19 protein-coding genes, 1 tRNA gene and 1 pseudogene are annotated in these 26703 nt (G+C 37.5%); 6 read left to right on the forward strand and 15 right to left on the reverse strand.

Going from position 1 to position 26703, the window contains the following annotated elements:
* Positions 1-50: 50 nt before the first annotated feature.
* Together EJF25_RS15285 and EJF25_RS15290 are read left to right on the forward strand one after the other, a co-directional pair.
* Positions 51-1006: pseudogene (locus EJF25_RS15285) on the forward strand (DUF8464 domain-containing protein).
* Between the two features lie 217 nt (positions 1007-1223).
* Positions 1224-2627, forward strand: a complete 1404-nt coding sequence (locus EJF25_RS15290) for a mobilization protein (RefSeq protein ID WP_125041881.1) — start codon at positions 1224-1226, stop codon at positions 2625-2627.
* 100 nt (positions 2628-2727) lie between these two features.
* Here the strand turns inward: EJF25_RS15290 and EJF25_RS15295 are convergent, their stop codons facing one another.
* Both EJF25_RS15295 and EJF25_RS15300 read right to left on the reverse strand, forming a co-directional pair.
* Positions 2728-4620 (reverse strand): exonuclease domain-containing protein, encoded by a 1893-nt coding sequence (locus tag EJF25_RS15295; RefSeq protein WP_054349200.1) that lies wholly within the window; start codon positions 4618-4620, stop codon positions 2728-2730.
* 435 nt (positions 4621-5055) lie between these two features.
* Positions 5056-5140, reverse strand: a tRNA-Ser gene (locus EJF25_RS15300).
* Between the two features lie 240 nt (positions 5141-5380).
* On the opposite strand from EJF25_RS15300, the gene pflB reads away from it, so the two are divergent.
* Together pflB and pflA are read left to right on the forward strand one after the other, a co-directional pair.
* Positions 5381-7609, forward strand: coding sequence for a formate C-acetyltransferase (gene pflB, locus EJF25_RS15305; protein ID WP_125041883.1), 2229 nt, complete (start codon positions 5381-5383; stop codon positions 7607-7609).
* A 15-nt stretch (positions 7610-7624) separates the two neighbouring features.
* On the forward strand, positions 7625-8350 hold the full coding sequence (gene pflA / locus EJF25_RS15310; RefSeq protein WP_200832926.1) for a pyruvate formate-lyase-activating protein: 726 nt from the start codon (positions 7625-7627) through the stop codon (positions 8348-8350).
* A gap of 830 nt (positions 8351-9180) precedes the next feature.
* On the opposite strand, the gene EJF25_RS15315 is transcribed toward pflA, so the two are convergent.
* The 3 genes from EJF25_RS15315 to EJF25_RS15325 form a co-directional block, all read right to left on the reverse strand.
* Positions 9181-10095, reverse strand: a complete 915-nt coding sequence (locus tag EJF25_RS15315; protein WP_125041885.1) for a glycerophosphodiester phosphodiesterase family protein — start codon at positions 10093-10095, stop codon at positions 9181-9183.
* Between the two features lie 129 nt (positions 10096-10224).
* A complete protein-coding gene (locus EJF25_RS15320; protein WP_125041886.1) occupies positions 10225-11517 on the reverse strand; it encodes an outer membrane beta-barrel protein in 1293 nt (430 codons plus the stop codon).
* 6 nt (positions 11518-11523) lie between these two features.
* Entirely contained in the window at positions 11524-12072 is a 549-nt protein-coding gene (locus tag EJF25_RS15325; RefSeq protein WP_125041909.1) for an RNA polymerase sigma factor, read from the reverse strand.
* Positions 12073-12250: 178 nt separating this feature from the next.
* On the opposite strand from EJF25_RS15325, the gene EJF25_RS15330 reads away from it, so the two are divergent.
* A complete protein-coding gene (locus EJF25_RS15330) occupies positions 12251-12964 on the forward strand; it encodes a NigD1/NigD2 family lipoprotein (RefSeq protein ID WP_125041887.1) in 714 nt (237 codons plus the stop codon).
* A gap of 140 nt (positions 12965-13104) precedes the next feature.
* Here EJF25_RS15330 and EJF25_RS15335 read toward each other — a convergent pair whose 3' ends face one another.
* Positions 13105-14031 (reverse strand): hydrogen peroxide-inducible genes activator, encoded by a 927-nt coding sequence (locus tag EJF25_RS15335; protein WP_125041888.1) that lies wholly within the window; start codon positions 14029-14031, stop codon positions 13105-13107.
* 162 nt (positions 14032-14193) lie between these two features.
* Between EJF25_RS15335 and EJF25_RS15340 the strand changes: the two genes are divergently transcribed.
* Positions 14194-14670: a Dps family protein gene (locus EJF25_RS15340; protein WP_125041889.1), complete on the forward strand. Its 477-nt coding sequence runs from the start codon at positions 14194-14196 to the stop codon at positions 14668-14670.
* 168 nt (positions 14671-14838) lie between these two features.
* On the opposite strand, the gene EJF25_RS15345 is transcribed toward EJF25_RS15340, so the two are convergent.
* The 9 genes from EJF25_RS15345 to EJF25_RS15390 form a co-directional block, all read right to left on the reverse strand.
* A complete protein-coding gene (locus EJF25_RS15345) occupies positions 14839-15948 on the reverse strand; it encodes an AMP-binding protein (RefSeq protein ID WP_125041910.1) in 1110 nt (369 codons plus the stop codon).
* A complete protein-coding gene (locus EJF25_RS15350) occupies positions 15948-16973 on the reverse strand; it encodes an o-succinylbenzoate synthase (RefSeq protein WP_125041890.1) in 1026 nt (341 codons plus the stop codon). Before EJF25_RS15350 ends, EJF25_RS15345 begins: the two co-directional genes overlap by 1 nt.
* Before the next feature lie 30 nt (positions 16974-17003).
* On the reverse strand, positions 17004-17828 hold the full coding sequence (gene menB, locus EJF25_RS15355) for a 1,4-dihydroxy-2-naphthoyl-CoA synthase (protein WP_125041891.1): 825 nt from the start codon (positions 17826-17828) through the stop codon (positions 17004-17006).
* Between the two features lie 3 nt (positions 17829-17831).
* Positions 17832-19499: a 2-succinyl-5-enolpyruvyl-6-hydroxy-3-cyclohexene-1-carboxylic-acid synthase gene (menD, locus tag EJF25_RS15360; protein ID WP_125041892.1), complete on the reverse strand. Its 1668-nt coding sequence runs from the start codon at positions 19497-19499 to the stop codon at positions 17832-17834.
* Positions 19500-19558: 59 nt separating this feature from the next.
* Positions 19559-20662 carry an isochorismate synthase gene (locus EJF25_RS15365; RefSeq protein ID WP_125041893.1) on the reverse strand — a complete coding sequence of 368 codons (1104 nt, stop codon included), beginning with the start codon at positions 20660-20662 and terminating at the stop codon, positions 19559-19561.
* Complete coding sequence (locus EJF25_RS15370; RefSeq protein ID WP_125041894.1) at positions 20659-21891, reverse strand: Cof-type HAD-IIB family hydrolase; 1233 nt, start codon at positions 21889-21891, stop codon at positions 20659-20661. The genes EJF25_RS15365 and EJF25_RS15370 overlap by 4 nt, the downstream gene beginning before the upstream one ends.
* An 84-nt stretch (positions 21892-21975) precedes the next feature.
* Entirely contained in the window at positions 21976-22338 is a 363-nt protein-coding gene (locus EJF25_RS15375) for a DUF488 domain-containing protein (protein ID WP_125041895.1), read from the reverse strand.
* Between the two features lie 1457 nt (positions 22339-23795).
* Positions 23796-24701 carry a 23S rRNA (adenine(1618)-N(6))-methyltransferase RlmF gene (rlmF, locus tag EJF25_RS15380; protein ID WP_125041896.1) on the reverse strand — a complete coding sequence of 302 codons (906 nt, stop codon included), beginning with the start codon at positions 24699-24701 and terminating at the stop codon, positions 23796-23798.
* 208 nt (positions 24702-24909) lie between these two features.
* On the reverse strand, positions 24910-26229 hold the full coding sequence (locus EJF25_RS15390) for a histidine-type phosphatase (protein ID WP_200832924.1): 1320 nt from the start codon (positions 26227-26229) through the stop codon (positions 24910-24912).
* Between the last annotated feature and the right edge of the window lie 474 nt (positions 26230-26703).

Here is a 26703-nt window from a genome sequence, read left to right on the forward strand (position 1 = left end):
GGGCGAAAAGAGAAATAAACCAATTCAATTATCATTAAACCTATCGTCGTATGGATATACAGACAGCGAAACAAATCAAGATAGCAGATTATCTGCACAGTTTGGGCTTTTCTCCAGTCAAACAACAGGGTATAAACCTGTGGTACAAATCACCACTAAGGGAAGAAACGGAAGCCTCGTTCAAGGTGAATACTGAACGCAACCAATGGTATGATTTTGCACTCGGCAAGGGTGGGAATATCATCGCACTGGCACAGGAACTTTATTGTTCCGACTATGTGCCATATCTCCTGCAAAGAATCGAAGAGCAGACACCCCGTATTCGTCCCGTGTCTTTTTCTTTTGGCAAGCAGTCATCTTCCGAACCGAGTTTTCAACAACTGGAGATTGTGCCACTTTCTTCTCCTGCCCTACTCACCTATTTGCAGGAAAGGGGAATAAACATTGTACTGGCGAAAAGAGAATGCAGTGAAGCGCACTTCACCCATAACGGCAAACGGTATTTCGCCATCGCCTTTCCCAACGTGTCGAGTGGGCATGAAATCCGCAACCGATATTTCAAAGGCTGTATCGCACCAAAAGATATTTCCCACATCAGACAGCCGGGAACAGCGAGGGAAACGTGTTATGTGTTCGAGGGATTTATGGACTATCTTTCATTCCTGACTTTGAGATTGGAGGGTTGTCCGAAATATCCCGAATTGGACAGGCAAGATTATATGGTGCTGAATTCCGTAGCCAATGTTTCCAAAGCTCTCTATCCTTTTGGAACTACGAGCGAATCCATTGTTTCTTTGACAATGACCGTGCAGGGATGGAAGCACTCCAACAAATCCGTATGGAATACGGCAGGGACTTATACATCCGTGACGCTTCACAGACCTACAGCGGATGCAAGGACTTGAACGAATATTTACAGAAACAGGCTGAAAGAAACAGGCAAGTCCAGTCTGTAAAAGGGACGCACAGTCAGCCACCGAAAAAGAAAAACGGCTTTCGGTTATAGCCCACTATAACTACACGCTTCGCTTTCGTAGTTGTGGGCTCTCCCGAGAGAATTAGGGCTTTGCCCTAATGACCCACTCAGGGCGTTTCTCCCCTGAGAACCCAGAGCAAAGAGTGACCTTCTCTTTGGAAACTCCGCTTATGGGTTGCACCCCTAAGAGCCCCTTTGCGAAAGCGAGCAAAGTAATCTATCGTAAACAATAAATCAGAATAGTAGTATGGCAATAAAATCAAGCATACATATCAAACCTTGCAACACCAAATCAAGTGAGGCTCACAATCGAAGGACTGCCGAATATATGCGTAATATCGGTGAATCCAAAATCTACATTGTGTCCGAACTCTCTGCCGACAACGAGCAGTGGGTAAACCCAGAATTCGGCAATCCGAATTTGCAGACGCACTACGACAACATCAAACAAATGGTAAAGGAAAAGACAGGTCGTGCCATGCAGGAGAAAGAGCGTGAACGCAAAGGGAAGAACGGGAAAATCATAAAAGTAGCAGGATGCTCGCCCATCCGTGAGGGTGTGTTGCTCATCAAACCGGACACCACATTGGTAGACGTGAAGAAATTTAGCGAGGAATGCCAAAGATGTTGGGGCATCACTCCGCTTCAAATCTTTCTGCACAAAGATGAAGGGCATTGGCTGAACGGACAGCCTGATGCAGAGGACAAGGAAAGTTTCCAAGTAGGTGAAAAATGGTTCAAACCGAATTACCACGCACACATCGTATTCGACTGGATGAACCACGACACAGGCAAGAGCCAAAAGCTCAATGACAATGATATGATAGAAATGCAAACTTTGGCTTCTGACATACTCTCCATGCAACGTGGGCAATCTAAATCCGAGACAGGCAAGGAACATTTGGAACGAAATGATTTCATCATCGAAAAGCAGAAAGCCGAACTGCAACGTATTGATGAAACCAAACGACGCAAGGAACAACAGATAAGTCTTGCCGAACAGGAACTCAGACAAGTAAAATCAGAGATACGCACGGACAAACTCAAAAGCGTAGCCACCGATGCGGCCACTGCCATAGCAAGCGGTGTCGGTTCTCTTTTCGGAAGTGGAAAGTTGAAAGAATTGGAGCGAACCAACGAAGATTTGCATCAAGAGGTTGCCAAACGTGATAAAGGTATTGACAACCTCAAAATCCAAATGCAGGAAATGCAAGAGCAACATGACAAACAGATACGCAATCTTCAAGGAATACACAGTCAAGAACTTGAAGCTAAAGACAGAGAAATATCACGGCTGAACACTCTGCTTGAAAAGGCATTCAAGTGGTTTCCGATGTTTAGAGAAATGTTGAGAATGGAAAGACTATGCGCTGTCATTGGGTTTACCAAAGATATGATAGATTGTCTTTTGACAAAGAAAGAAGCCATCAGATACAATGGTAAGATTTATTCCGAGGAACATAAACGAAAGTTTGACATCAAGAACGATATTTTCAAGGTGGAGAAAAATCCAGCCGATAGCGGTAAACTTATGCTGACCATAAACAGACAGCCAATTGGAGAGTGGTTCAAAGAGCAGTTTGATAAGTTACGGCAAAGTTTACGAATATCAGCAGAAGAACCAAGAAAAAGCAGGGGATTCAAATTATAATTGTTTAAATCAGAAAATAAAAGTGCAATTCTGATTGTTTATGAATTGCACTTTTATTTCCTACGTGTAAACATAGTAGATATAACACATAACAACACTTCTAAAAATACAATTCATCATCCGTTCGATAGCCTGCCACATAAAACAAACCACAATTTTTACATTGCAATGTAAACTCCCAATCCCATTTAGGGAAGCTACAATAAGACGATTCCAACAAACCGCCACATTGACAACAATATTTATTTTCTGAAACAAAATTTAATTGAATCGGAGAATTTTTACAGTATTTAATAATTCCTCTTTGAGATAATTCCCAAAAACATTCTGCCGTAGCTCTTACGTCATACAAGGAATTATGCATATTATCAAAATCTTTGTGAAATAAGTAATTGTACAATTCCTTTAAAGAAGGGTATTTGTACTTTCTATCAGCCATATTACTTTCAATTTTACACACATCTACAGTAGCCTTCATCGTACAAATAATACATATTCCATAAAACAGTAGATTTATATCATCCTTTGACAACTCTGTATAACGCAAGAGCTCACATTTAAGAACATTTATATCAAAATCCGCATTATGAACTACTATATAATGAACAGCTTTTAGCTGCTCCACGAAATATCTATAAAAATCTCGTCTATCCCATCCTTCTTCCTGTGCCCTATCATTAGTAATTCCATGAATAGAAACAGAAGCATCAGGAATTGTGAAGCAATCTGGTTTCAATATATAATCAGACTCCTTCAATATATCATTATCATAACCTGAAAAGATTTGATAACTTATTTGAACTACGTACGGCCAGTTATCTATATTATCAAAAGACACGTTCAAATCTTGTGCCAGTCCTGTTGTTTCAATATCCAAAACAAGGATTACTGTCTGATATAAATCATAGCGTCTGACACTAGGTCCTATATTTGTCACTTTACAATGGATTATTTCTTCATAATTTAATGCTGTATTATAGCCAAATTCTTGCAAAGATGATAATAAGACCGAAGAAGATATCGTCTGTGGATCATTTTGAGGTAATCCACCAATAAAATTATAATTGAAACCATATCCAGACAAAGAAGGTGGCATTATTACATGACATTTCCATCTCAATTCTATTCGTTTAAAAACGTTTTTATATTTTTCATTTGGCTCAAAAACAATAAAACCTGCATTTTTAAAAAGCTTCTCTGCGTGGCTATTCATTAGTAAGTTAGAAGGCAATTCTTCCACCTTTATCCAAACATGAAAACCATTATTACTTCCAGTACTAATAACCCAATCATATATGCCTTTAATGCCCAAAGATAATAAGACCTGTTTTACAAATTCAGTAGAAGAACAGCCATCAATATCAATGCACCTATACGAATTAGCACCAGAAAGGACACCAATACCTGTCGCGGAATTCCAAAAATAAGATTTCCATTCAATATTATTGTAACAATTCGTTATGTGTTTTCTTTTTCTAAAATAAGTAATAGGTCTTTTAAATTGTTGAACAAAATCATATTGTGACAATGTAAAGTCTGTATTTTCTGTTTTTATCAAATCCAGTTCATCTAAATGAAGTATTTGATAGCTTATCTTATTTGCAACTACATCTTTATATTCACAAATAACCGCATCAGTCCACCAATCCCAATCTTCAAACTTATTAGCCTTTATACGGGCAGAATTTCTAAAACAGAAATAATTACTAAACGGTAAAGCCGTAGCAACACTATCAGTTTCATCATCCATACCACTTGACAAATTAATTGCCTCGTAAATTCTATTTACACCATTTTTTACTATATCAATTTTAAATATAGGTGAACAGTCTTTTTGACATTCAAATATCGCCCAAAGTATATTCTCCTTCAATCCAAGACTAATGTTATATATCTCATTATCATAATATTTACAGAAGTTTTGAAATGTAAACACACGCAAAACACCCTTATTTCCAAAATATCCATTTATGAATGTGACTTGAAATCCCATTGACTTATAAAAATGAGAATACAACGAGAATTTGTCTCTACTACAAATGATTGTGTTGCTTTGCATAACTTATGATATTTTATTTATGGAAAGTATCTCCAATTTATCCATTTCTATATTACATTTTAAATACTTAGCCAATTCTACTTTTATAGAATACTTAATATCCCGCATTTGCAGATTATTATTAGAAAAGTTTATATAATAAACACCAACGGTTCCATTCAGCTTATATTTAACCTCATATTCCATATCGTTTTTATTTTCAAAAATACTAATATTTCATATGTTTTCCAAGAAATGATTTATAATTATACCCAACTATGGGCCAGTGAAGTATTAAATCTTAAATAAAACAAAAAACACCCGATTTTACATTCTTGGGTGTAAAATCGGGTGTTAATCCTATAAATCATTGAAATTCAATGTTTATTGCGGAGAGACAGGGATTCGAACCCCGGGTACCTCGCAGTACAACGGTTTTCAAGACCGCCGCAATCGACCACTCTGCCACCTCTCCAAAACTACTTTATCAGAAGTGCTTTTAGTTAAAAGCGGTGCAAAGGTACAAATCATTTTTTAATTTACAAGTGTTTCCGAATATTTTTTGAAAAACTATTTTCCAAATAATCCCTATTTATAGGTATTTTGTGTTGAAAAGCATAAAATGGAGTATATTTATGCCGAATATATGAAAAATCATTGTAACTTTGTGCCCTCTAAAGAAAGGATAACTAAAACCTCTAATTTTTATCATTTTATGGAATTAAACAAGATCTTTAAAGATGGTCTTTGGAGCAGCGAAATCAATGTAAGAGATTTCGTAAGTCATAACATTACTCCGTACAATGGAGACTCCTCTTTTTTGGTAGGTCCTACCGAACGTACTAAAACTGTATGGAACCATTGCGTAAAAGCATTGGCAGAAGAAACTGCAAATAATGGAATCCGTTCTCTGGACAATGTTACTGTATCCACAATCACTTCTCACAAAGCCGGATATATTGATAAAGAAAATGAGCTTATTGTCGGTTTACAAACAGATGAACTTCTAAAACGTGCTATCAAGCCGTTTGGAGGAATCAATGTTGTCAGCAAAGCTTGCCACGAAAATGGTGTAGAAGTAGACGATCACGTTAAAGAAATCTTCACTCATTACCGTAAAACACATAATGACGGAGTATTCGATGTGTATACTGAAGAAATCCGTTCTTTCCGTTCTCTGGGTTTTCTTACCGGACTTCCCGATAACTATGCTCGCGGACGTATCATTGGTGATTATCGCCGATTGGCTCTTTATGGTATTGACCGACTTATTAAAGCTAAACAAGATGACTTACGCCATCTGACTGGTCCAATGACTGAGGCCCGTATTCGTCTGCGTGAAGAAGTTGCCGAACAAATCAAGGCATTGAAGGATATGAAAGTAATGGGAGAATATTACGGACTTGACCTAAGCCGACCGGCATACACAGCACAAGAAGCTGTTCAATGGGTATATATGGCATACTTGGCTGCTGTAAAAGAGCAAGATGGTGCTGCGATGTCACTTGGTAACGTATCTTCTTTCTTGGATATTTATATTGAATATGAATTGAATAAAGGAACCATTACAGAATCTTTTGCCCAAGAACTGATTGACCAGTTTGTTATCAAACTACGTATGGTACGTCATCTACGTATGCAATCTTACAACGATATCTTTGCCGGTGACCCGACTTGGGTAACCGAATCTTTAGGCGGACGTTTCAATGATGGACGTACTAAGGTAACTAAGACTTCTTTCCGTTTCTTACAAACACTGTACAACCTCGGTCCTTCACCGGAACCGAACCTGACAGTTCTCTGGAGTCCGGAACTTCCTGAAGGTTTCAAAAATTTCTGTGCTAAAGTTTCTATCGACACCTCCTCTATTCAATATGAAAATGATGACTTAATGCGTGAAGTACGTCAATCTGACGATTACGGAATCGCTTGTTGCGTTTCTTATCAGGAAATCGGTAAACAAATTCAATTCTTTGGAGCACGTTGCAATTTAGCAAAAGCATTATTACTTGCTATCAACGGTGGCCGCTGCGAAAATACAGGTACAGTGATGATAAAGGATATTCCGGTACTGACTAATGATGTATTGAACTTCGAAGAAGTAATGAGTAACTACAAGAAAGTACTAAAAGAAATTGCACGCGTTTACAACGAAGCAATGAACATCATACATTATATGCATGATAAGTACTATTATGAAAAAGCTCAGATGGCACTTATCGATACTAACCCACATATCAATTTGGCGTATGGTGTAGCAGGTCTTTCCATAGCACTCGATTCTTTATCGGCTATCAAGTATGCAAAAGTAACTGCTCGCCGCAATGATATCGGTCTGACTGAAGGTTTCGATATTAATGGTGAGTTCCCCTGTTTTGGTAACGATAATGATAAGGTAGACCACTTAGGAGTTGATTTAGTATATTTCTTCAGCGAAGAATTGAAAAAATTACCGATCTATAAGAATGCCCGTCCTACCCTTTCACTATTAACCATTACTTCTAATGTGATGTATGGTAAGAAGACTGGTGCTACTCCTGACGGACGCGCTAAAGGTGTTGCCTTTGCTCCAGGTGCTAATCCAATGCATGGACGTGATAAGAATGGTGCAATTGCTTCCTTAAGCTCTGTAGCGAAACTTCGTTATCGTGACTCTCAGGATGGTATCAGTAATACTTTCTCTATCATCCCGAAATCATTAGGTGCAACTTCAGATGATCAGATCGAAAACCTGGTAACGATGATGGATGGTTATTTCACCAAGGGTGCTCACCACCTGAACGTGAACGTACTGAATCGTGAAATGTTATATGATGCTATGGAGCATCCGGAAAAATATCCGCAACTGACAATTCGTGTTTCCGGTTATGCCGTAAACTTCGTAAAGTTAAGTCGCGAACACCAATTGGAAGTTATTAGCCGTAGCTTCCATGAACGTATGTAATCTAGAGTTTTTATGATGATAAACGTACATTCATACGAAAGTATGGGAACATTCGACGGGCCGGGTCTACGGCTCGTCGTTTTTCTTCAAGGATGTAACTTCCGCTGTCTGTATTGTGCCAATCCTGATACGATAGCAGGAAAAGGAGGTACTCCCACTCCGCCGGAAGAGATTATACGCATGGCAATGAGCCAAAAACCTTTTTTCGGAAAGCGCGGTGGAATAACTTTCTCAGGAGGTGAACCAACCTTCCAAGCAAAAGCATTAGTACCTCTGGTCCATGACTTGAAAGAGAAAGGTATCCATGTCTGCCTTGACAGCAATGGAGGTATCTGGAATGAGGATGTCGAGATGTTATTAAAGCTTGTAGATCTGGTATTATTAGATATAAAAGAATTCAATCCATCTCGTCATCAATCACTTACTGGAAAAAGCAATGAGCAAACACTTCGTACTGCTAACTGGTTAGAAACTAATGAAAAACCTTTTTGGCTACGATATGTATTAGTACCGGGTTACAGTGATTTTGAAGTAGATATCCGACAACTCGGACAGAACTTCGGAAAATACAAAATGATTCAGAGGGTTGAAATTCTCCCTTATCATACATTGGGCGTACATAAATACGAAGCTATGGGACAGAAATATTTGCTGAAAGACGTAAAAGAAAATACTCCTGAGCAACTCGAAAAAGCGACAGAAATATTAAAAAAATATTTCTCCAATGTTGTAGTAAACTAGAGGAAATAAAGAGTGAAGGGTTTTTATCTCGTGCAAAATAATATGCAACAATCACTCTTCCTCTTTTTCATCATAATTTAATCAGTTAATAGAAAAAAATTGAGAAATCCAATCTTTGTAATAATCAAGATCCTAATATAAATCACTTTACTTTTTTCAACACGAGATTTATTGTCTTCATTTCTCTTTATTCTTTCGATAAAAGTATCTTTTTAATGGCTATTTCCTTAACCTTTCTATTTAAACCTGTATATCTATATCCTATTTTGTCAATTTCAATAGAAACCCTCTACAACAAGTTTTAACTCATTGTCAACAGCTTTAAAAGGAGATCTAAAAGATAATCACAATCTCTTAGTTTATATCTTTGTAAATCAATTCAAAAATGACAATAAAAGCACAGTTTACTAATAAGAAATATGATTCAGGAATATAAATCAAATATAAAAAGAGAGATCGTTTACCTAATTACTAAGTAAAACGATCTCTCACACAAATTAACTGGTTGGGGGAGTCCACTATTATGTTGTTTCAATATAGTAGTTTTGAAAAACTTTATCTCTCTAATACTTTGCAAAGATGAAAATAAAATTCGACATAAACAATATTATTTGCAAAATTTATTCTAAAAATCATCAACTTCTGATATTTAAAGATGATTTATAAACGAAAACAAGTAAAATTACGACAGATAATTTTAAATATTACTTATAAAGAAATCAAGAAAAGGCCTATTACCCAATCAGCAATAAAAAAGAGGATACCTATTTATCCTCTACTAATATATTTAAAAGTATAGTATCAAGTTAAATTCCTTCTAATCAACTTTCCTATATTTTTTTACTCTTTCCCGAACGCTTCTTACGAGCTTGCAAATACTCCAGCAAATATGCAGTCCGATCTGTCTGAATAATAGTTGCCCCTAATTCATCAATTAAATATCCATACCCTTTATCCGGATCTTCAAGTGACATATCATCATCATGCCCTCCTGCCATGGTATCCCAAAGTGTATTATACCAGATTTTACTTTTACCTTCCAATAAACTTTTCACTTGTTTAGGAACTTGGTTTGTATCTGATTTAAATAATAGTTCGAAAGCTACCGGACGGATTTCTTTCATAAAATCTTCTATTTGTTGTAGTGCTCCCGGACTGTCTAAATTGACGATTGGCATATACAAAATACGATCAAGGTATTTACCCAAATCCTTTTTCACCTGTGCAACAGGCTTAGAGCCTTTCATTATTACCTGATCGACAGTTCCGGTCTTTTCAAGTATAGGAAAAATTTCATCAAAAATAGGATATGCTTTATCTAAATTTACCATTACTTGTCCTTTAGCTGTCAGTAAGGCTTCCTCCAAGGTGGGAACACGATGTTTCGTTCTCAATGAAGCTCCATTTTTTAGATAAAGAGTACGAATAGAATCCAACGTCCATTCTGAAATCTTCCCTTTTCCTGTAGTTGTTCTATCTAATGTATTATCATGCATTAAAATCAACTTCCCATCTTTTGTTTTCTGAATATCCAGTTCCACTACATCAGCTCCTAAACGAATAGAACTTTCAATGGCAGCAATTGAATTTTCGGGAGCATAACGCCAATCTGCCCGATGGGCTACCACAGTAACTTCTTTATTGGCAGGATTCACAATTTTCCTATAAATGGCCTTCACAGGCTCATCTGCAAATAAATAAACGGAAAGCAACAAAGCAATTCCCAAGAGTAGATTTCTTTTCATAATTTTGTAGTTCTATCTTAGATTTTATAACAAAGGTATGCGATACTATTGCACAAACGAACGGCAATATTATGAATATTTTCCCAAATATCCAATTTTCAGATCAGATATTTCTAATCTCCAGCCTACTTAATAAGTCAAACGAATACCTGCTTGCATATTAAAATTAAATGGATTCTCCTTACGTATAGTTTGTATACTCGAACCATCATCAAAGAAATATGAAACACCGGGTTCAAAATATACACCTACACGCTTCGTAGCATTCACTTGAATTCCGACTCCTCCAGACACAGAAAATTGTAATGGTTTTACTGTTTCTTTTTCAGAACCCAACTTACCATATATACACTTTTCGACCATACCTCCACCAGTAACGTAGAGAGTAAAGTACTTCTTTTCAAGAAAATTCCAATTGGCACGCAAAGGAATACCAAGATAATGTAACTTTTGTTCTACATTGCTTTCACTATCCCTCAATTTTACATCAGAAGATAGTAATGTATAAGTCAATCCAGTTTCAAGAGAGAAACCTCTGCCTAAACTCTTACGAACAGATAAACCAAAAGAAATTGGTTGGTGATGTTTAATATCAACAATATCATTCGCTTTACGCAAATATGGAACACCTCCTTCAAACACAAGAGTTTGGTCATTAGGAATCGCCATTAGACCATTCGAAACAGCCCACATACTCACACGCGAGGCATAAGAAGGTACCCCAGAACCAATCTCAGCAGAAGCCCCTCCTGCATTACCAACTGACAGTCCCATTGACCATGTCCCTTTTTTTGCCGAAGTATTCGTATTCCCTACAGGAATATGTAATTTATCCTTTGCTGAAGGACGGTAAGGTTTATTCTTATTTATTTGTTTTTCCTGAGTAGAATGCGTCTGTTTTTCCTGAGCAACGCTTACTTCTTCCGGCTGTTTTATCAATTCATCATCTTTCTTATTTTCCACATCCACAGTGGGTGATCCGTCATTATCTATTTTTGTCAATCGTTCATCTTTTATTCCTCGTTGCGTGACTTCGGTCCTTCCTTCACTTCTATTTACTTCAGTTTTTGCTAAACGATCTTTAGCTGCCGGACTTACTAAAGGAGTAATTATCGTTCCCTGCGTATCTGGTTGATCTATTCCGGGCAGAGCATCCGGTGATGAAGCCAACACGGGAGTTTTTATATGTCGTATTTCATCAGCAGCAGGAGTCCCCAAGAAATATAGACTCAGTGATGATACAATAGCTAATAATATAACAGCTGCAGCAGCCATTGTCCATCTACGATAAGGATATATCTTCTTCTCCACAGGAGGTATAAGTTCCTTCTCCAGTTGTTCCCATCCGGAATCAGGTGTGGGCTCGGAATAATCAGCGAGCTTCTCCTTCAACTTACTCATCCACAATTCTTTCTCTTCCATCTCTATCTATCCGTTATTCATTATCCATTCTTTTACCTTTTTAGCCAACACGTTTTTGGCCCTAAATAGCTGAGAAGCTGATGATTTCTCATTGATACCCAATAATTGTGCAATTTCTTTATGAGATTTATCTTCAAAAGTATAAAGATTAAACACGGTACGATACCCAACGGGCAAATCTTTTACGAATTGCATTAATACCCCCTGTGGAATCAATTCTACAGTAGAAGCTTCCGGTTCTTCATAAACTTCCGGAACTTCTTCCAAAGTTGTCGATTGATTGATTACATCATTCTTACGAAGATATTGCAAAACGGTATTAACCATCACTCTCTCCATCCACGCCCTTAAGGAACCTTCACCTCTCCAAGTAAATTTATCGAAAGAACCGAATATTTTCAGAAAGCCATCGTGAAGCAAATCCTGAGCTGTATCCCGATCGCCTGCATAGCGAAGACAGACACCAAGCATACGCCCCGCATACTGCTCATACAGTTCCTTGCGGGCTCGATTATTGCCTTGCCTACATTGTTCCGACAACTCAAATTCTTCCATTATCTTAAACACGTGTTTATTCTAAAAATGCGGTAAAGATAGAAATACTGCATAGAGAGAACAACTTTTTCGCAACTTTTGTTTCTTTAACAGATTCAAATGCAATATTTACCATTCTCCTGCATTTCTTAGATACTAAATAAAAAGCAGTAATACAAATCTAAAACTTACAAAGTATATGAAGAATTTAAAGTTCATAGTATTTATCTTTGCTGTAATAACCGCCATTCCTTTCTTACAGTCATGTGAAGATGATGATACTCCCACCAATTTATTGGCCATCAGTACTATTAACACAATTCAGGACAGCAAGGATTTTTACTTTACCCTAGATGATGGAAAGACTATGTTTCCAAGCAATCCTCAAGGAATGGGAGCCAAAGAATACGAAGATGGACAGCGTGCTTTTGTTATTTTCAATAAACTGGACGATCCCGTCAATGGCTATGACTATAATATACAGGTAAAACGTATCCAGGAAATTTTGACAAAAGAGATTATTACAATAGACGAAGATGAAAATACAGAAGAGAAGATAGGAGATAATGACATTAATACTACGTACATGTGGATTACGCAGGATAACAAATACCTGACCATTGAGTTCCAGTATTATGGGACACATACCGAAGACAAAAAACATTTCCTGAATCTGGTTATCAACCCGTCAGATGAACACCCCACAGCAGATAGTGATAACGATTATATTAATCTGGAGTTCCGTCACAACAACGAAGGTGATTATCCCGAACATTTAGGTGAAGGATACGTATCATTCAAACTGGACAAAATAAAAGATCAAATAGAAGGAAAGAAAGGATTAAGAATTCGTGTCAATACTATTAACAACGGAATAAGGTATTATGAAGTGAAGTTTCCTTCGGAAAAATAAATCAAAGTACATGAAAAACACCCTTATTTATAATTTGTAATATATATGTGAGAGGACGGTTGTTGCGATAACAATCGCCCTCTATTTGTATTTTGTCTCTCAAGATATGAGATCAATGACATTTTTTTCATTCAAGCTTTTTAAAGCAGATATTGAACAGATTGTAGAGACAACATGTTTTTAGGGATTGCAGCCTGTATCTCTTCTTTTAACACATTGAGCAAACTATACCGTATAAAGTCTTTGCTCGTCACCAACACTATCTGTCGGGTAGGACGAGGAATGGCAAAGGGACGTACAAGTTCTCGCTGCTCTTCAGATAGTTGTGCAACAGCCAATTCGGGAATAAAAGTAATTCCTTTCCCGCTTTCAACCATTCGCATAAATGTCTCCATACTTCCAAGATGATACGCCATTTGACTAACTTTTACAGCTTCTATCTGACAAAAGCGGATGAGTTGGTCACGAAAACAATGCCCTTCATCCAACAGCCAAAGTCGCTCACCTGTGATATCAGACGTACGAATCACCTCATGCTTGAATAATGGTTCTTTTTTCGACACATATCCATAGAACTGCTCATAAAATAGTGTTTCTTCCATCAAAAAAGAATCTTCCAACTTATTAGCAATGATTCCTGCATCAATATCTCCTGAATGTAGTGCTTGTTGAATATCCTGTGTCTTCATCTCAGTAACACGAATATCTAATTCCGGATACTTCTCCATCAGTTGGGGAAAGAAACGGGGTAACAAATAAGGAGCAATAGTAGGCAATACTCCTAAACGAAACACACCAGTTAGTGTCTGCTTCTCTTCACTAATAATTTCCTTTACTTGAGCTGCCTGTGCCAAAATAATCCTCGCTTGGCTAATAACCTTCTCTCCGATAGCTGTCGGGCAAACTGGTTGCATTGTCCTATCAAACAACTTCACCCCCAATTCATCTTCCAATTTCTGAATCATAGCACTCAGTGTTGGTTGTGTCACCCTACAATACTCTGCAGCCCGAGCAAAATGGCGAAACTGATCCACCGCTAAGATATACTCCAATTGTTGTATCGTCATATCTTCTATCTTATTAGATTATCTATCATGATTTATAGTTTCATAGAAATCATCTATGCAAAGATAGAAATTTTCAGTTTGACACGAAGCATTTTCCGCCCTATCTTTGTCGTACAGAAAAAAAAAGAAAAACGAGTATAAATCATTAAAAAAGAAAAGAACATGAAAACTTTAGCATTAATCAAATTGAATGAATCAGGAGCCAATAACGTAGTAGCATCTTTGCAACAACTATTAGCGGACTTCCAAGTGTATTACACCAACCTCCGCGGTTTCCACTGGAACATCAAAGGACATGATTTCTTTGTACTTCACAGTCAATTCGAAAAAATGTATGATAACACTGCAGAAAAAGTAGATGAAATCGCAGAACGTATCTTAATGTTGGGTGGAACTCCCGCAAATAAATTCAGTGACTATCTGAAAGTCGCCAATATCAACGAGGTTGATAAAATAAGTAATGGTGAACAAGCATTAGAAAATATTCTGGATTCTATCAGTTACTTGATTGGTGAAGAACGTAAAATCCTATCAATAGCTTCCCAAGCCGGAGATGAGGTAACTGTTTCAATGATGAGCGATTACTTGAAGGAACAGGAAAAACTAGTCTGGATGCTGGCTGCTTATAATAACAAGTAAGAGAGCATATCTTTACTTCATCGAAACAATTAACCGATCATTGAACGCAGATTCTCAAAAGGGATCTGCGTTCCTATTTTTTATAAGACCTTTTTATAGTTCCTATTCAATCGATTCAATTTCCTATATTAGCCAGTGAATAACTTTCATGTTATCAGTCAGCCCCTACTAACATATTTCTATATCCTGTGATAATCTCATCTTCTTCGCTAAATCACGACAGGCCTTGCGATCTATTTTTCCATTTTCAGTTTGTGGGATTTGCTCCACACTATAAATGTATTTAGGACAATAATAGAGAGGTAACATCGACTTTATTTTATTTTCTAATTCTTCTGTATTTGACAGCTGCATGGTCAATAATGTCACAGCTTGTCCCAAACGGCTATCAGGTACTGAAGTTATAACAAATGGTTCGGGGATCAATGAATGAAGTTTCTTTTCTACTTCCTCTGCTTGTATTTTAATCCCGCCACTATTGATAACATTATCTTTCCTACCCAAAATTGTAAAACTCCCGTCCGAATAAATACACGCTATATCATTCGTATACAATATGTCATTACACACTAAAGGGGCTTCGATCACTAATGTATTTTCCTGAGATAAAGAGAGTTTTACCGAATCAAAAGGATAATAATGTTCCGAAGCTAATTTTCCACTGAGTTGTCGAAGGGCGATATGAGATAAAGTCTCCGTCATACCATAGGTAGAATAGACTGCTCCCGGAAGATTTTTAATTTCGGTTGCCAAGGAGTTATCTATTGCGCCTCCACCTATTATTAAAATATCGATTTGTTCTAATCGTTTGCGTTCTTCTTCTTTTTGAAGAGTATTATATACCTGCAAAGGAACCATCGCTGCAAACCTTAATGGTTCCTTCACATCTGCCAACGGATGACCGGAAGCCGGACGAACTATTAAATTCAAACCTGCAACCAAAGAACGTACGACTACCATCATTGCTCCAATATAGCGGAGATTCATACAAAGCAATGTCGTATCACCTGACTGTAAGTTCAAATACTCACAAGTCAGCCGAGCACTTTGCATCATTTGGTCTTTACAAACTAATAACTTTTTGGGTACCCCCGTAGAACCAGAGGTATGAACCACTAAAGTAGGAGAATCATCAAACCATTCATTCAAGAATAATAGTAATTCCCAAATGGCGCGAGGAAATTCCTTTTCACCTCTTTCTATCAGACTGCTAATATCTTTGGAAGTATATTTTCTCCCGTCCAGCAGTAAACTCTGTTTCTGTCGATCAAATATCATCATTTACAATACCACAGACAATCTTTTCTTATCTCAAGCGGCATCTCTACATTATCCGTAAAAAGCAAACCTGTCCCCAACCCTTGCGGCAATGGATTATGGAAAATTGAACACCATTGTGCGATAGCATTTAAACCTATGTTCGATTCCAAAGCAGAAGTAATCCACCAACCTATTTGTTGTTTTTCCGCTTCAGCAATCCACTCTCCTCCCCCAATCATTCCTCCATGAAGTGAAGGCTTGAGAATAATATATTGCGGATGAATAACAGATAGAAGTTTTTGTTTCTTCTCTATGGTGTTAAGACCTATCAATTCCTCATCCAAAGCTATCGGCAGCGGAGACTCAGAAGTTAGACGAGCCATTTCTTCCCACTGTCCGGCACGAATAGGCTGTTCGATAGAATGCAAATCAAGTTCAGACAGACGTTTTAGTTTTTCCATTGCATCAGCCGGAGAAAATGCTCCATTTGCATCTACACGCAATTCGATTTCTTTGGAAGAGAAGTGAGCACGAATATGACGAAGTAATGCCAATTCTTCGTCAAAATTGATAGCACCTATTTTTAGTTTGATACATCGGAACCCTATTTCCATTTTTTTTTCTATCTGCTCAAGCATCTTTTTAGAATCCCCCATCCAGATAAGTCCATTGATAGGAATCCCAACTTTTCCACGAGAGAAATCAGTATCCCATAAAGCCCAATCACCGATAAAGAAATGTCTGGTAGCTGTTTCCAAACCAAAAAGAATGGAAGGATAATCCCTTAATGCCTCTACATCCAATCTTCCTCCTTGCTGTTCTATTTTTCGACATATATCTGCCAGAATCTGTTCATAATCAGGAACATCATCACAACTTAAGTTAGGTAATGGTGCACATTCACCTATCCCTATCCGATTTGGAAATTCAGAAGACGTGAAATGAAGATACCAAACCTTCCGAGTAGTATATACTCCTCGTGAGGTACCAGCCGGCTGCTTAAAATGAAGCAACCGGGGAATAATGTCAATTTTGCAATCCATTTTACTAAATGCGCAAATTTGAATGTTATTTTATGGGAATTTGGGATATTGTTTAAAATTAGGCTTACGTTTCTCCAAAAAAGCATTCTTTCCTTCTTGAGCCTCGTCAGTCAAATAGTAAAGTAAAGTTGCATCACCAGCTAATTCTTGAATACCGGACTGACCATCCAATTCAGCATTTAAACCAGCTTTAATCATTCGCAATGCTAACGGACTAAGCATCCTCATTTCCTCCGCCCATTGAACATATTCATCTTCTAACTTTTCCAAAGGAACAACCTTATTTACCAATCCCATATCTAACGCTTCCTGTGCATTATATTTGCGGCAAAGGAACCAGATTTCACGTGCTTTTTTTTGACCGACCACACGTGCTAAATAAGAAGCTCCGAATCCTGCATCAAAACTACCGACACGAGGACCTGTCTGTCCGAAAATAGCATTTTCTGAAGCAATGGACAAATCACACACCACATGAAGTACATGACCGCCGCCAATAGCAAATCCATTTACTGCGGCAATTACAGGTTTTGGAATACTACGGATTTGCTTCTGCACATCCAATACACTTAAACGAGGTATTCCATCCTTTCCAATATAACCACCACGTCCTTTTACATTCTGGTCACCACCGGAACAAAAAGCTTTATCACCTGCACCTGTAATCACAACAACATCAATATCCGCCTCTTCTCGACAGATGCGTAGCGCATCACTCATCTCAGCTGTAGTTGTGGGAGTAAATGCATTCCGATAACGTTCCCGATTAATCGTTATACGAGCAATTCCATTATAATAATCAAAAAGAATATCTTCATATTCTCTGATAGTAGTCCATTCTCTTTGTTCTGGCATAATCTATTTTTGTTTTAATTGATAATAATAATCTTTCAAAATACGTGCATCTTTGTTCTTGTTCGTAAAAACTTCCATCAATACAGGCCGATCCATTGCTTCCGGTAGAGTAAACACTTTCATTGCTTCCGTTAATTGTTCATCATTTTCTGCATACAGATATAAGAAGCCACGTTCCTCTGCCCACCCTTTAGCAGATGTTTTATGAATAGCGGTGATAAACTTATGAGAGGTCCCTGACATATCTAGTCCAGGCAAGGTATGAAATATCTCCCCTCCTCCGTTGTTCAGCAAAAGAATACGTAAATTGGGACGTAAATTGTTACTCCATAAAGCATTCATATCATAAAAGAAACTTAAATCGCCAATAGCTACAAAGTTCAATTTGTCCGAACAGGCCGCATAGCCTACGGCAGTGGAAAGAGAGCCTTCAATGCCACTTGTCCCTCGATTACAACAGACTTCAATCGTTGAAGGTACAGCGTATAATTGTGCATAACGTACAACAGAACTATTTGCCAAATGTAAAGCACACGATTCAGGTAAGGATTTAATCAATGCTCCTATGGCAGACATTTCCGAATAAGCAAAATTGGGTTCGGGAATTATTTTACAATAATTCTCCCATACAAGTGGATATCCGGGGGTACGGTTATCCAGAAATCCGGCTATTTTTTCCAAAAACTCAAAAGGATCCATCTCAATGATAGTAGTCAGAGAGCCATATAAATCTATGACTTCCCCATCCGGAGAGACATGCCAATGTTCCTTAGGCGGATGCTGGCGCAAGAATTTCTTTAATCGTTTCGAAACGACATGTCCACCATAAGTAATCAGAAGTTCAGGAGTCATCTGATCTATCTTTTCTTCAGGCATCGCATAAAGAGCAGCATCAAAGTTCTTCACAGGAATACCAGGAGTCGTCTGATTTCCGATATGTTCCGTTAGCCACGCAAAATGTCTATACAACAACTTTGTATGTTTTTTCTCAAATAGATAAATCAGATTCATCTGACCTACAATTACCATCCGCTTATTGTATTTATTCAGACGATCAATCAAATCATTATAGTCTCTATCGTAAACGTTTAATCCCTGATAACGAGTGATAACCCTTACTTGCGGAAGTGAATCTTCAGTAAACTGAAACAAAGGTTCAGAAATAGGAATATTAATGTGTACCGGACCTTTTCCATGATGATTAGTCTCCAAAAGGGCCTCATTGATAAGACGATTACAATACCATTCATCTTCTTCCGAATTAATTTCCGGAAGATTCACAGACTTCTTTACTAATGACTGAAAAACACCAGGTTGTGGCAATGTCTGACCATCCATTTGTCCAATCCAGGAAGCAGGACGGTCGGCAGAAATAACGACTAAAGGAATATTCTGGTAATACGCTTCTGCCACAGCCGGATGCAGATTCAGCAATGCTGTACCCGAAGTGCAACAGATAGCGGCTGGACGACCACCATTAAGAGTCAGTCCAATAGCAAAGTAACCTGCACTTCGTTCATCTGTCATTGAATAACAACTGAAATTCGGATGAGTGGATAGAGTATGCACAATAGGTGCGTTACGACTACCCGGACATAAAACGACCTTTGTAATCCCATACGCTTCCAGTAGCGCAACCAATTGAAGTATATTTTTCTTATCTGTATACATAGGAATATCAATTATTACTTAACTTACTTATTTTACAATCACCAATGAAAAGACCTTTTTCAGGGAAGAGCTGGAGTAAGTCTCCGCATAGTTTGGAGTTTTTTTTCTGTTTCCTGCCATTCATCATTCAGTTCAGAGGAAGCTAAAAGTCCTCCCCCGGCATAAAATGTCAGAGTCTCTTTACCAACTTGCATACAACGCAAATTCACATACAAATCAGTTCGTCCATCGGGATCAAGCCATCCTATAAATCCGGAATAATAACTGCGGTCATACCCCTCATTATCTAATATAAAACGGTACGCTTCTTCTTTTGGAAGTCCACAAACAGCAGGAGTCGGATGTAACACATTCAAGAGTTCTCCCAGAGTCTCACTATTCTTTAAAGAAAACAGGAAATCCGTCTTCAAATGTGACAAAGCACCTGCATAAGCAGGATAAGGTCCGTTTTCAGTGGCTCGAATTCCTAACGAAAGCAGTTGATGACGAATATACGATGTCACATAATCCTGTTCCTTCCGGTTCTTATCATCCCATATTTGCGGAAGTTTTCCGTCTTGCAATGGCTGAGTTCCTGCTAAAGCCACTGTATTCCATTCTTTTTTTTCTCCAGATAATAGAATCTCGGGGGTGCTCCCCAACCAAATACCAGTTTGAGGAGTATAACATAAATATATATATGAATGCACATAACGCCGGCAAGCAATCCGAAAAGCAGTTAATGGAGAAAATTCGGATATTTTCTTAATGGTCAAACAACGTGAAAGCACAAGCTTATCGAAAGTATGATTGCTCAATGCCTCTATAAAAGTATGAAAGCATGTTGCATATTCCTCAGAACAAGAAGCCAAAAATGATTCCTCCTCTGAAGGAAACACAGAAAAATCATCCGGATTGATTCCATCTTCAATAGGCAAAGGCTGTCCCGGCAGCTCTGATTGTATTAATACAATAGGGCATGCCTCACTTACATGAAAAGGTGCGATTACAAATCCTCTTTGTCTATCCAAATCCTTCACATCATAAATCAAGCAAACTTTGCCGGTCGTTTGTGTCAAAAAGCGGGGATACTCCTCTCCTGGAATACGATAAAGAGCAAACGGCTGTTTACGCTGAATAAATGCATCAATAGTTGTCAAGTTCCTTATTTCTTCGTGGGTCATCTCTTTTTCATAACACTGTTTACCACCCGTACGGAAGATACTAATTTATTAGTTGAAGTAAATACATCGACATTCCATACATGAGAAGAACGGCCTTTATGTACAATAGTCCCCACTGCCCGAACAGTATCACCTTCGTGTGCGGAAGATATATGATTTCCACTGACTTGCATACCAACAACAATCTCATCCGGCTGGCAAAGAATCATCGAACCAAGTCCGGCAACAGTTTCTGCCAATGCAAGAGTAGCTCCACCGTGTAAAATACCAAAAGGTTGGCGGGTACGGTGATCGACTGGCATTGTGGCTTCCACCCGATCTTCAGCAGCATAAGTATATTGAATACCCAAGTTTCCCATCAACGCATGGCGGGCTTGTGTATTCAATTCATCAAGAGGAATTTCCGTCGCACGAATTTCTTCCAGAATAACTTTCTCCACAGCAATAGCTACTCCGTCTTCTTCATTCGAAGCTGTCACATAATCTGCACAAGCTTTTACTGAATCTTGTGAATGTCCCATGGCAATACCCAATCCGGCTAGCTGAATCATAGTCACATCACATACTCCGTCACCTATCGCAATCACTTCCTCACGTTTCATCTTCAATTGTTCCAATAAAACGCCCAGTGTATTAGCTTTGTCAATGGAACAAGGAACAACCTCAAGAAAATACGGTTCAGAACGGAAAACATCCAAAGCTCCATTCAACCGTCTTTTCCAATGATCTTCCAAACTTACCAATGATTCTTCATCATCACTTACCAACATACATTTGCAAGGAGCGAAATCAATAGCCGTTGAAAACTCTTCTTCCTTGATCACCCGCAGATTATTGAGCCGGGCTTCACTTTGAATATGTTCATTCTCCGGTGAGTTCGTGATAAGAGTATCATCATGATAAGTAAATAAAGCAAATTTATTTTTATGTGCTTTCTTCTCCAGATAAGGCAGCATCTCAGGATTGATCCGTCTTTCAAACAGTATTTTTCCGTTTTGTGCATCGATTATCTGACAACCATTGTAAGACAGGATATAACCTCCGTAGTTTCCCAGTTCAAGAGACTTAGCTAATGGCATTACCCCATACGTAGGTCTGCCGGATGCTAATACAATGCGTACTCCCATTTGCTGCACTTTCAGCAAAGCGGCAAGTGTACGCTTACTTATTTCTTTTGTCTCATTGAGAAGAGTTCCGTCTACATCAAGAACCAATAATTTATATTTCATGGCTTCACGATTTTGATTTAGATTACAAAGGTAGGAAATTGAACGAACGACAGAAAGCGGAAACTGATAAAAATTACTTTTATTTTATTCTTTCAGATGTGTTTCCAGATAATCCCGAAGAATTCGGGCATGATTATAGATTAGTTCTTTAGAAGCGTAAATCAATGTTACTACAGGATATGGTTTGATAAGAGACAGAAAATCAGCCATGGCCGGAGAAGTTTCCAGTTCTTTTTGATACAATACCACAAAGTCATTCCAATGTCCCGGAATGTTCTCATGAAACCACTTTCGCAACATTGCGGAAGGAGCTATATCTTTTGCCCAATAATCATATCTCAAACACTCTTTTTTGATGCCGCGTGGCCACAATTTATCCACTAAAACCCGATATCCATCTGTCTCCGAATATTCTTCGTATACTCGTTTTATCCTAACTTGAATCATTGTCGTTTATACTAAGTTTATATAGAATAAACCAAGAAAACGGTAAATTGTTTAAATAAGCTGTTCAATTACTACTTTTAAACCTGACATATAACAAAATGGAAAATAATTATAAAGTATCTCCTCATTAAATATATTGGGATGTTTTGGATCACCATCTATTTGACTCACTTCAATATCCTTATACGGTTTTATAGTAACATGATTCTCAGCCCTAACGGGCAGAAATCAGTGTCAGGCAATACAGGAAAACGTGGAGTAATATAAACTTTTTTCAAAATAAGATATAAGTGAGAAGAAGTGCAATAATGAGAGTAAATAATAAAAGTGAGAGTAATTCCTCATAAGACGTACAAAAGAACTAATCTCTGATTACTAGGACATTAAATTATTTCTGGTTCTCCAAAAAGAAATTAATTCACCACTCTCACTTTCACTTTCACCTTTATACTCTTTTCCTCAAAACATACTTAGATCAAGAGCAGTATTTGTCAACAAATTACAAACACTATTTACAGTATATCTGACTAATAATATTTGAACTGAATTGCCACACTGCTTTTGATACTAGAAAGTAGGAACAGCCAATTGAACACCATGACTTTCAGTTTGTACCTTATAAAATGACCGAGACTGTCTAAAGTCATAAAGATCCAACTACCGTTCTTCTTGTTCAGGATATCAATGTTGTGTGCATAAAGAAAAGGAACAACTGTTTTTTCGGACTCTCCCCCATATTATCCTTTATCTTCTCAAACCCCAAAGAGGTTTTCCTGTATTCCCGGGAGTGTCAGGCAAATTTTTGAACAATAAATTAAATCATTTTTTCTCAATACCATCATAAACAAAGTACTCTCATTTAAAATAAAAGCAGTCATTTCGACCATATAACCGCTAATAACACAATCACACAACACACTAATAAACAACAAAATACACATTACAGCATAAAAAAGGAGCAGAAAAAAAGCGTAAAGTGAAAGTGAAAGTGAGAGTAGCATAAATCAGCCTTTCCGAAAGGTCGATTTATGCTTGAAAAACGGGCCAAAACATTCATAATATTATACAATAATTATATATTAGCGACAACTTATCATTCATTAAATCCTCATTATCCTATTAATAAGACAGAAAAACCAAGAGTCCAAAAGATAAATAAAAGTAAGAGCAAATAAATCAAGTACAAGAGTACCCCGAATCATGTACAAGAGTGACACCAATCAAGTACTAGAACTGAGAGACTGAAGTACAACAATTCACCAAGAGAAGTACACGAAACGATCAGGTGAAGTACAAGAGTAGCGTATGTGAAGTTTTCAATTATAGAACTTTGGTTATTTTATCCATCTTCCGCATAATATAAGGTTCAGGTAGATGCTGATATCAATACTTCACGACTTCCGAACGTACCACACGCATTCGATTAGTTTTTATTCTATCCATTGAGTTTATATTTATCAAAAACGCCAAGCCAATATTCTACTATTTTTAGTACCTTGACTCATCTGGATTATCTTATATTCCGAAACATTGATTGTTTTCAATTTAGCACATAGTATATCCAGGTTCCTTCCTTTAGAAACCAAACTAGTGAACCATCCACAGTTCTTCTGATACTTCTGACTCTCAAAAATCATGTTCAATAAAAAGTGTAATTCCCCGCCTTCACACCAAAGTTCATTGGCGTTTCCTCCAAAATTCAGCTTTACTTTTCTCACTTTTTCTCCCTTCAGACTACTTAATTTACGTATTGTGCCATCTTCAGCCTCTTTTTGGGAGCTATGAAACGGTGGATTACAAATCGTCACGTCAAAGTATTCATCCGTAACAATGATTCCATCAAATATTTTCCTTTTATCTTTCTGAAGCCGTAATTCTATTTTATGTGCTAATATCGGATTACAGGTTATAATCTTTCTTGCATTTTCTATGGCCAAGGGATCAATATCAGAACCTACAAATACCCATCCATACTCTGTTTGTCCTATAATCGGATAAATACAGTTAGCACCGACTCCAATATCCAAACACTTATAGTTTCGTTTATTCTCTTTGTCAACATTACCACTCAAAGGTTGTGCTTGTATCAGATCTGCAATATAATGAATGTAATCTGCTCTTCCAGGAATAGGTGGGCACAGGTATCCTTTTGGTATATCCCAATACCGAATACCATAATAGTTTATCAATAAGGCCTTATTCAAAGCCTTTACAGCATGTGGATTGAAAAAGTTTATTGTCTGTATCCCACGCGGATTTAATATTACAAACTTTTTAAGTGGAGGATAGACCTCTGTTAAACTGATAAAATCATATTGTCCACTATGCTTATTTCTTTCGTGTAGTTCGTTTCTTTCTATCATGGCGACAAAGATATGTATATTTTCATATCAAAAAAATAAAGACTGATTGGTAAAACAATAAAAATACACTATAGTAACGCTTCTGTACCAGCTATCATACGTACACTGTTGTGTATGAGGGGAAACAACTTTTTATTGCCCACTGTTACCATTGCATTTGTGCAACCAGTCATTGAATAAAAAAACATTTTCTCGTTGTGTCGCATAGTCATTCATTGTACAGATCCAGTGGAGATTGCTCTTCTTCCAATAATTTTTCTCTTTTTAAAAGAACCGCTTTTGCCATCTCAATTCTCTCATTAAGATATGTACGAACTGTTTTCCACTGATAATAGGGAAAACGGGAAGTAGAGATAGGAAGTGCTGCTTCCCTTTCATTCAAAAGAATTTTTACCCATATTTCACGATCTGTATCATGATAAAAAAAACATTGTACATTAGCAGCCATTGGAGAAATCTCATAATCCTTCCAATATCGGAAAACAGAATCAGGGATGGAAACTTGAACATCCGTTTTTTCTATTCCCATCAATGCCACAAAAGGAATAACCGTTTCCGCATGAGCAAAACGAAAGTTCGCCCGGGTATCTGATTTACCATTTATTACCTCATCTGCAGAATGAATGAATTCTGCTAATAAGGGCCATGCAATCGCAACAGGTAGCATCTTTCCGACAGGTGCAGAACTCTTACTCATATATTGTCGCAAATTCTGTGTCTGCCAGTAATCGCTCCATTCGTCTATTGTAAAAAGACTATCCAGACTTGTCAAATCACCTGTATCCGGAAGTATGGCAGCAATGGAAAATAAAGCCATGACAAATTCCTCTGCTTCTTGATCTGTCTCTTGTCCCGATTCAAGAAAAAAGTTTTTCATAATAGGAGCAGGAGATATTTTTTTTCGCACATAAGTCTCATATATAGGAAGCCAATCACCTTTTTCCTTATATTCAACATAAGACTTGTTTAAATCGAAAAAACGAAGAATATCATTATATTGTCTCCCTTCACTACGTTGTATGCGTAAAGAAGAATTATATTGTGTCATACAGGCAAGAAATGCATCCATACTATGTATACAACGGGGAACATAAGTCGCTATTGCCTCTATTTTAGCTGAATCGCTAAATAATTGAGGGTAGTGTTCTATCATACGTCCGGCAATTCCTTGTTGCTCCAATTCTCCCACTACTGATAAATTTCCCCATTGGCCCTCAAAAGCCTCAGATAAATGCTGCAATGTGGAAAGTAATGATACTCCCGCTGTTGTCAATCTATTTTCTTGTTGAGCTGCGATTAATGTCCCCTTCACCTTACTCAAAGCCTTTCCTGAAGTTGGGAAACGAGCTCCATGTCTTCCCAGATGATTAATATAGAATGGAACCATACCATCCAGAGAAAAGACAAATGAGTCTTTCACAACAGGATAGGGCATAGCTGTTCCTGCATATTGTTGTATTACATCCTGTCCCCATATTATGGAGAGAGGACAAAACATAAAAATTCCAATTAACAATAATCCTTTCATATTATTTATCCATTTTATGTATAGACTATAACGATGAAAGGAGAGTTATGTTCATCCAGAATCCGAAAGGAAAACAACCTAATTGAAACATTCGGCAGTATGCTTCCATGCTTCAATCAATCTCTTATCAGATTTATATAAGTATGAATATTCTTACTGTCTGGTTCGTCAGTCTGGTACTAACTATAAAATACGCTTGAAAATTAACCTCCTCACAATCCAAACAGGAAGACACAAACACAGATACACACCATACAATGCGTATCTTTTCATTGTATATAACCTAGAACTCCAAGAAATAGCATACCAACCAGAAATATCAGGCGTATAATTATACACTTGGTTTTTCATATTTTATCAACTTTCAAGACTACAATATTGCAAAAATAAAGATACTCTCTAAGAAATCGACTGTTTAGTAATAAAAAAGACATATCTCCCCCTTTATATTATCGTAAATTTCCGTACTTTTGC

Source organism: Bacteroides faecalis (assembly GCF_003865075.1).
Taxonomy (GTDB): Bacteria; Bacteroidota; Bacteroidia; order Bacteroidales; family Bacteroidaceae; genus Bacteroides; species Bacteroides faecalis.

Excerpts from the sequence above, each read along its gene's own strand:
- EJF25_RS15330 (WP_125041887.1), top strand. The coding sequence starts at position 12,251 with ATGAAGAATTTAAAGTTCATAGTATTTATCTTTGCTGTAATAACCGCC.
- EJF25_RS15295 (WP_054349200.1), bottom strand. The coding sequence starts at position 4,620 with ATGGGATTTCAAGTCACATTCATAAATGGATATTTTGGAAATAAGGGT.
- EJF25_RS15390 (WP_200832924.1), bottom strand. The coding sequence starts at position 26,229 with ATGAAAGGATTATTGTTAATTGGAATTTTTATGTTTTGTCCTCTCTCC.
- EJF25_RS15345 (WP_125041910.1), bottom strand. The coding sequence starts at position 15,948 with ATGATATTTGATCGACAGAAACAGAGTTTACTGCTGGACGGGAGAAAA.
- menB (WP_125041891.1), bottom strand. The coding sequence starts at position 17,828 with ATGCCAGAACAAAGAGAATGGACTACTATCAGAGAATATGAAGATATT.
- pflA (WP_200832926.1), top strand. The coding sequence starts at position 7,625 with ATGATAAACGTACATTCATACGAAAGTATGGGAACATTCGACGGGCCG.
- pflB (WP_125041883.1), top strand. The coding sequence starts at position 5,381 with ATGGAATTAAACAAGATCTTTAAAGATGGTCTTTGGAGCAGCGAAATC.
- EJF25_RS15350 (WP_125041890.1), bottom strand. The coding sequence starts at position 16,973 with ATGGATTGCAAAATTGACATTATTCCCCGGTTGCTTCATTTTAAGCAG.
- EJF25_RS15340 (WP_125041889.1), top strand. The coding sequence starts at position 14,194 with ATGAAAACTTTAGCATTAATCAAATTGAATGAATCAGGAGCCAATAAC.
- rlmF (WP_125041896.1), bottom strand. The coding sequence starts at position 24,701 with ATGATAGAAAGAAACGAACTACACGAAAGAAATAAGCATAGTGGACAA.
- EJF25_RS15315 (WP_125041885.1), bottom strand. The coding sequence starts at position 10,095 with ATGAAAAGAAATCTACTCTTGGGAATTGCTTTGTTGCTTTCCGTTTAT.
- menD (WP_125041892.1), bottom strand. The coding sequence starts at position 19,499 with ATGTATACAGATAAGAAAAATATACTTCAATTGGTTGCGCTACTGGAA.
- EJF25_RS15375 (WP_125041895.1), bottom strand. The coding sequence starts at position 22,338 with ATGATTCAAGTTAGGATAAAACGAGTATACGAAGAATATTCGGAGACA.
- EJF25_RS15335 (WP_125041888.1), bottom strand. The coding sequence starts at position 14,031 with ATGACGATACAACAATTGGAGTATATCTTAGCGGTGGATCAGTTTCGC.
- EJF25_RS15325 (WP_125041909.1), bottom strand. The coding sequence starts at position 12,072 with ATGGAAGAATTTGAGTTGTCGGAACAATGTAGGCAAGGCAATAATCGA.
- EJF25_RS15365 (WP_125041893.1), bottom strand. The coding sequence starts at position 20,662 with ATGACCCACGAAGAAATAAGGAACTTGACAACTATTGATGCATTTATT.
- EJF25_RS15320 (WP_125041886.1), bottom strand. The coding sequence starts at position 11,517 with ATGGAAGAGAAAGAATTGTGGATGAGTAAGTTGAAGGAGAAGCTCGCT.
- EJF25_RS15290 (WP_125041881.1), top strand. The coding sequence starts at position 1,224 with ATGGCAATAAAATCAAGCATACATATCAAACCTTGCAACACCAAATCA.
- EJF25_RS15370 (WP_125041894.1), bottom strand. The coding sequence starts at position 21,891 with ATGAAATATAAATTATTGGTTCTTGATGTAGACGGAACTCTTCTCAAT.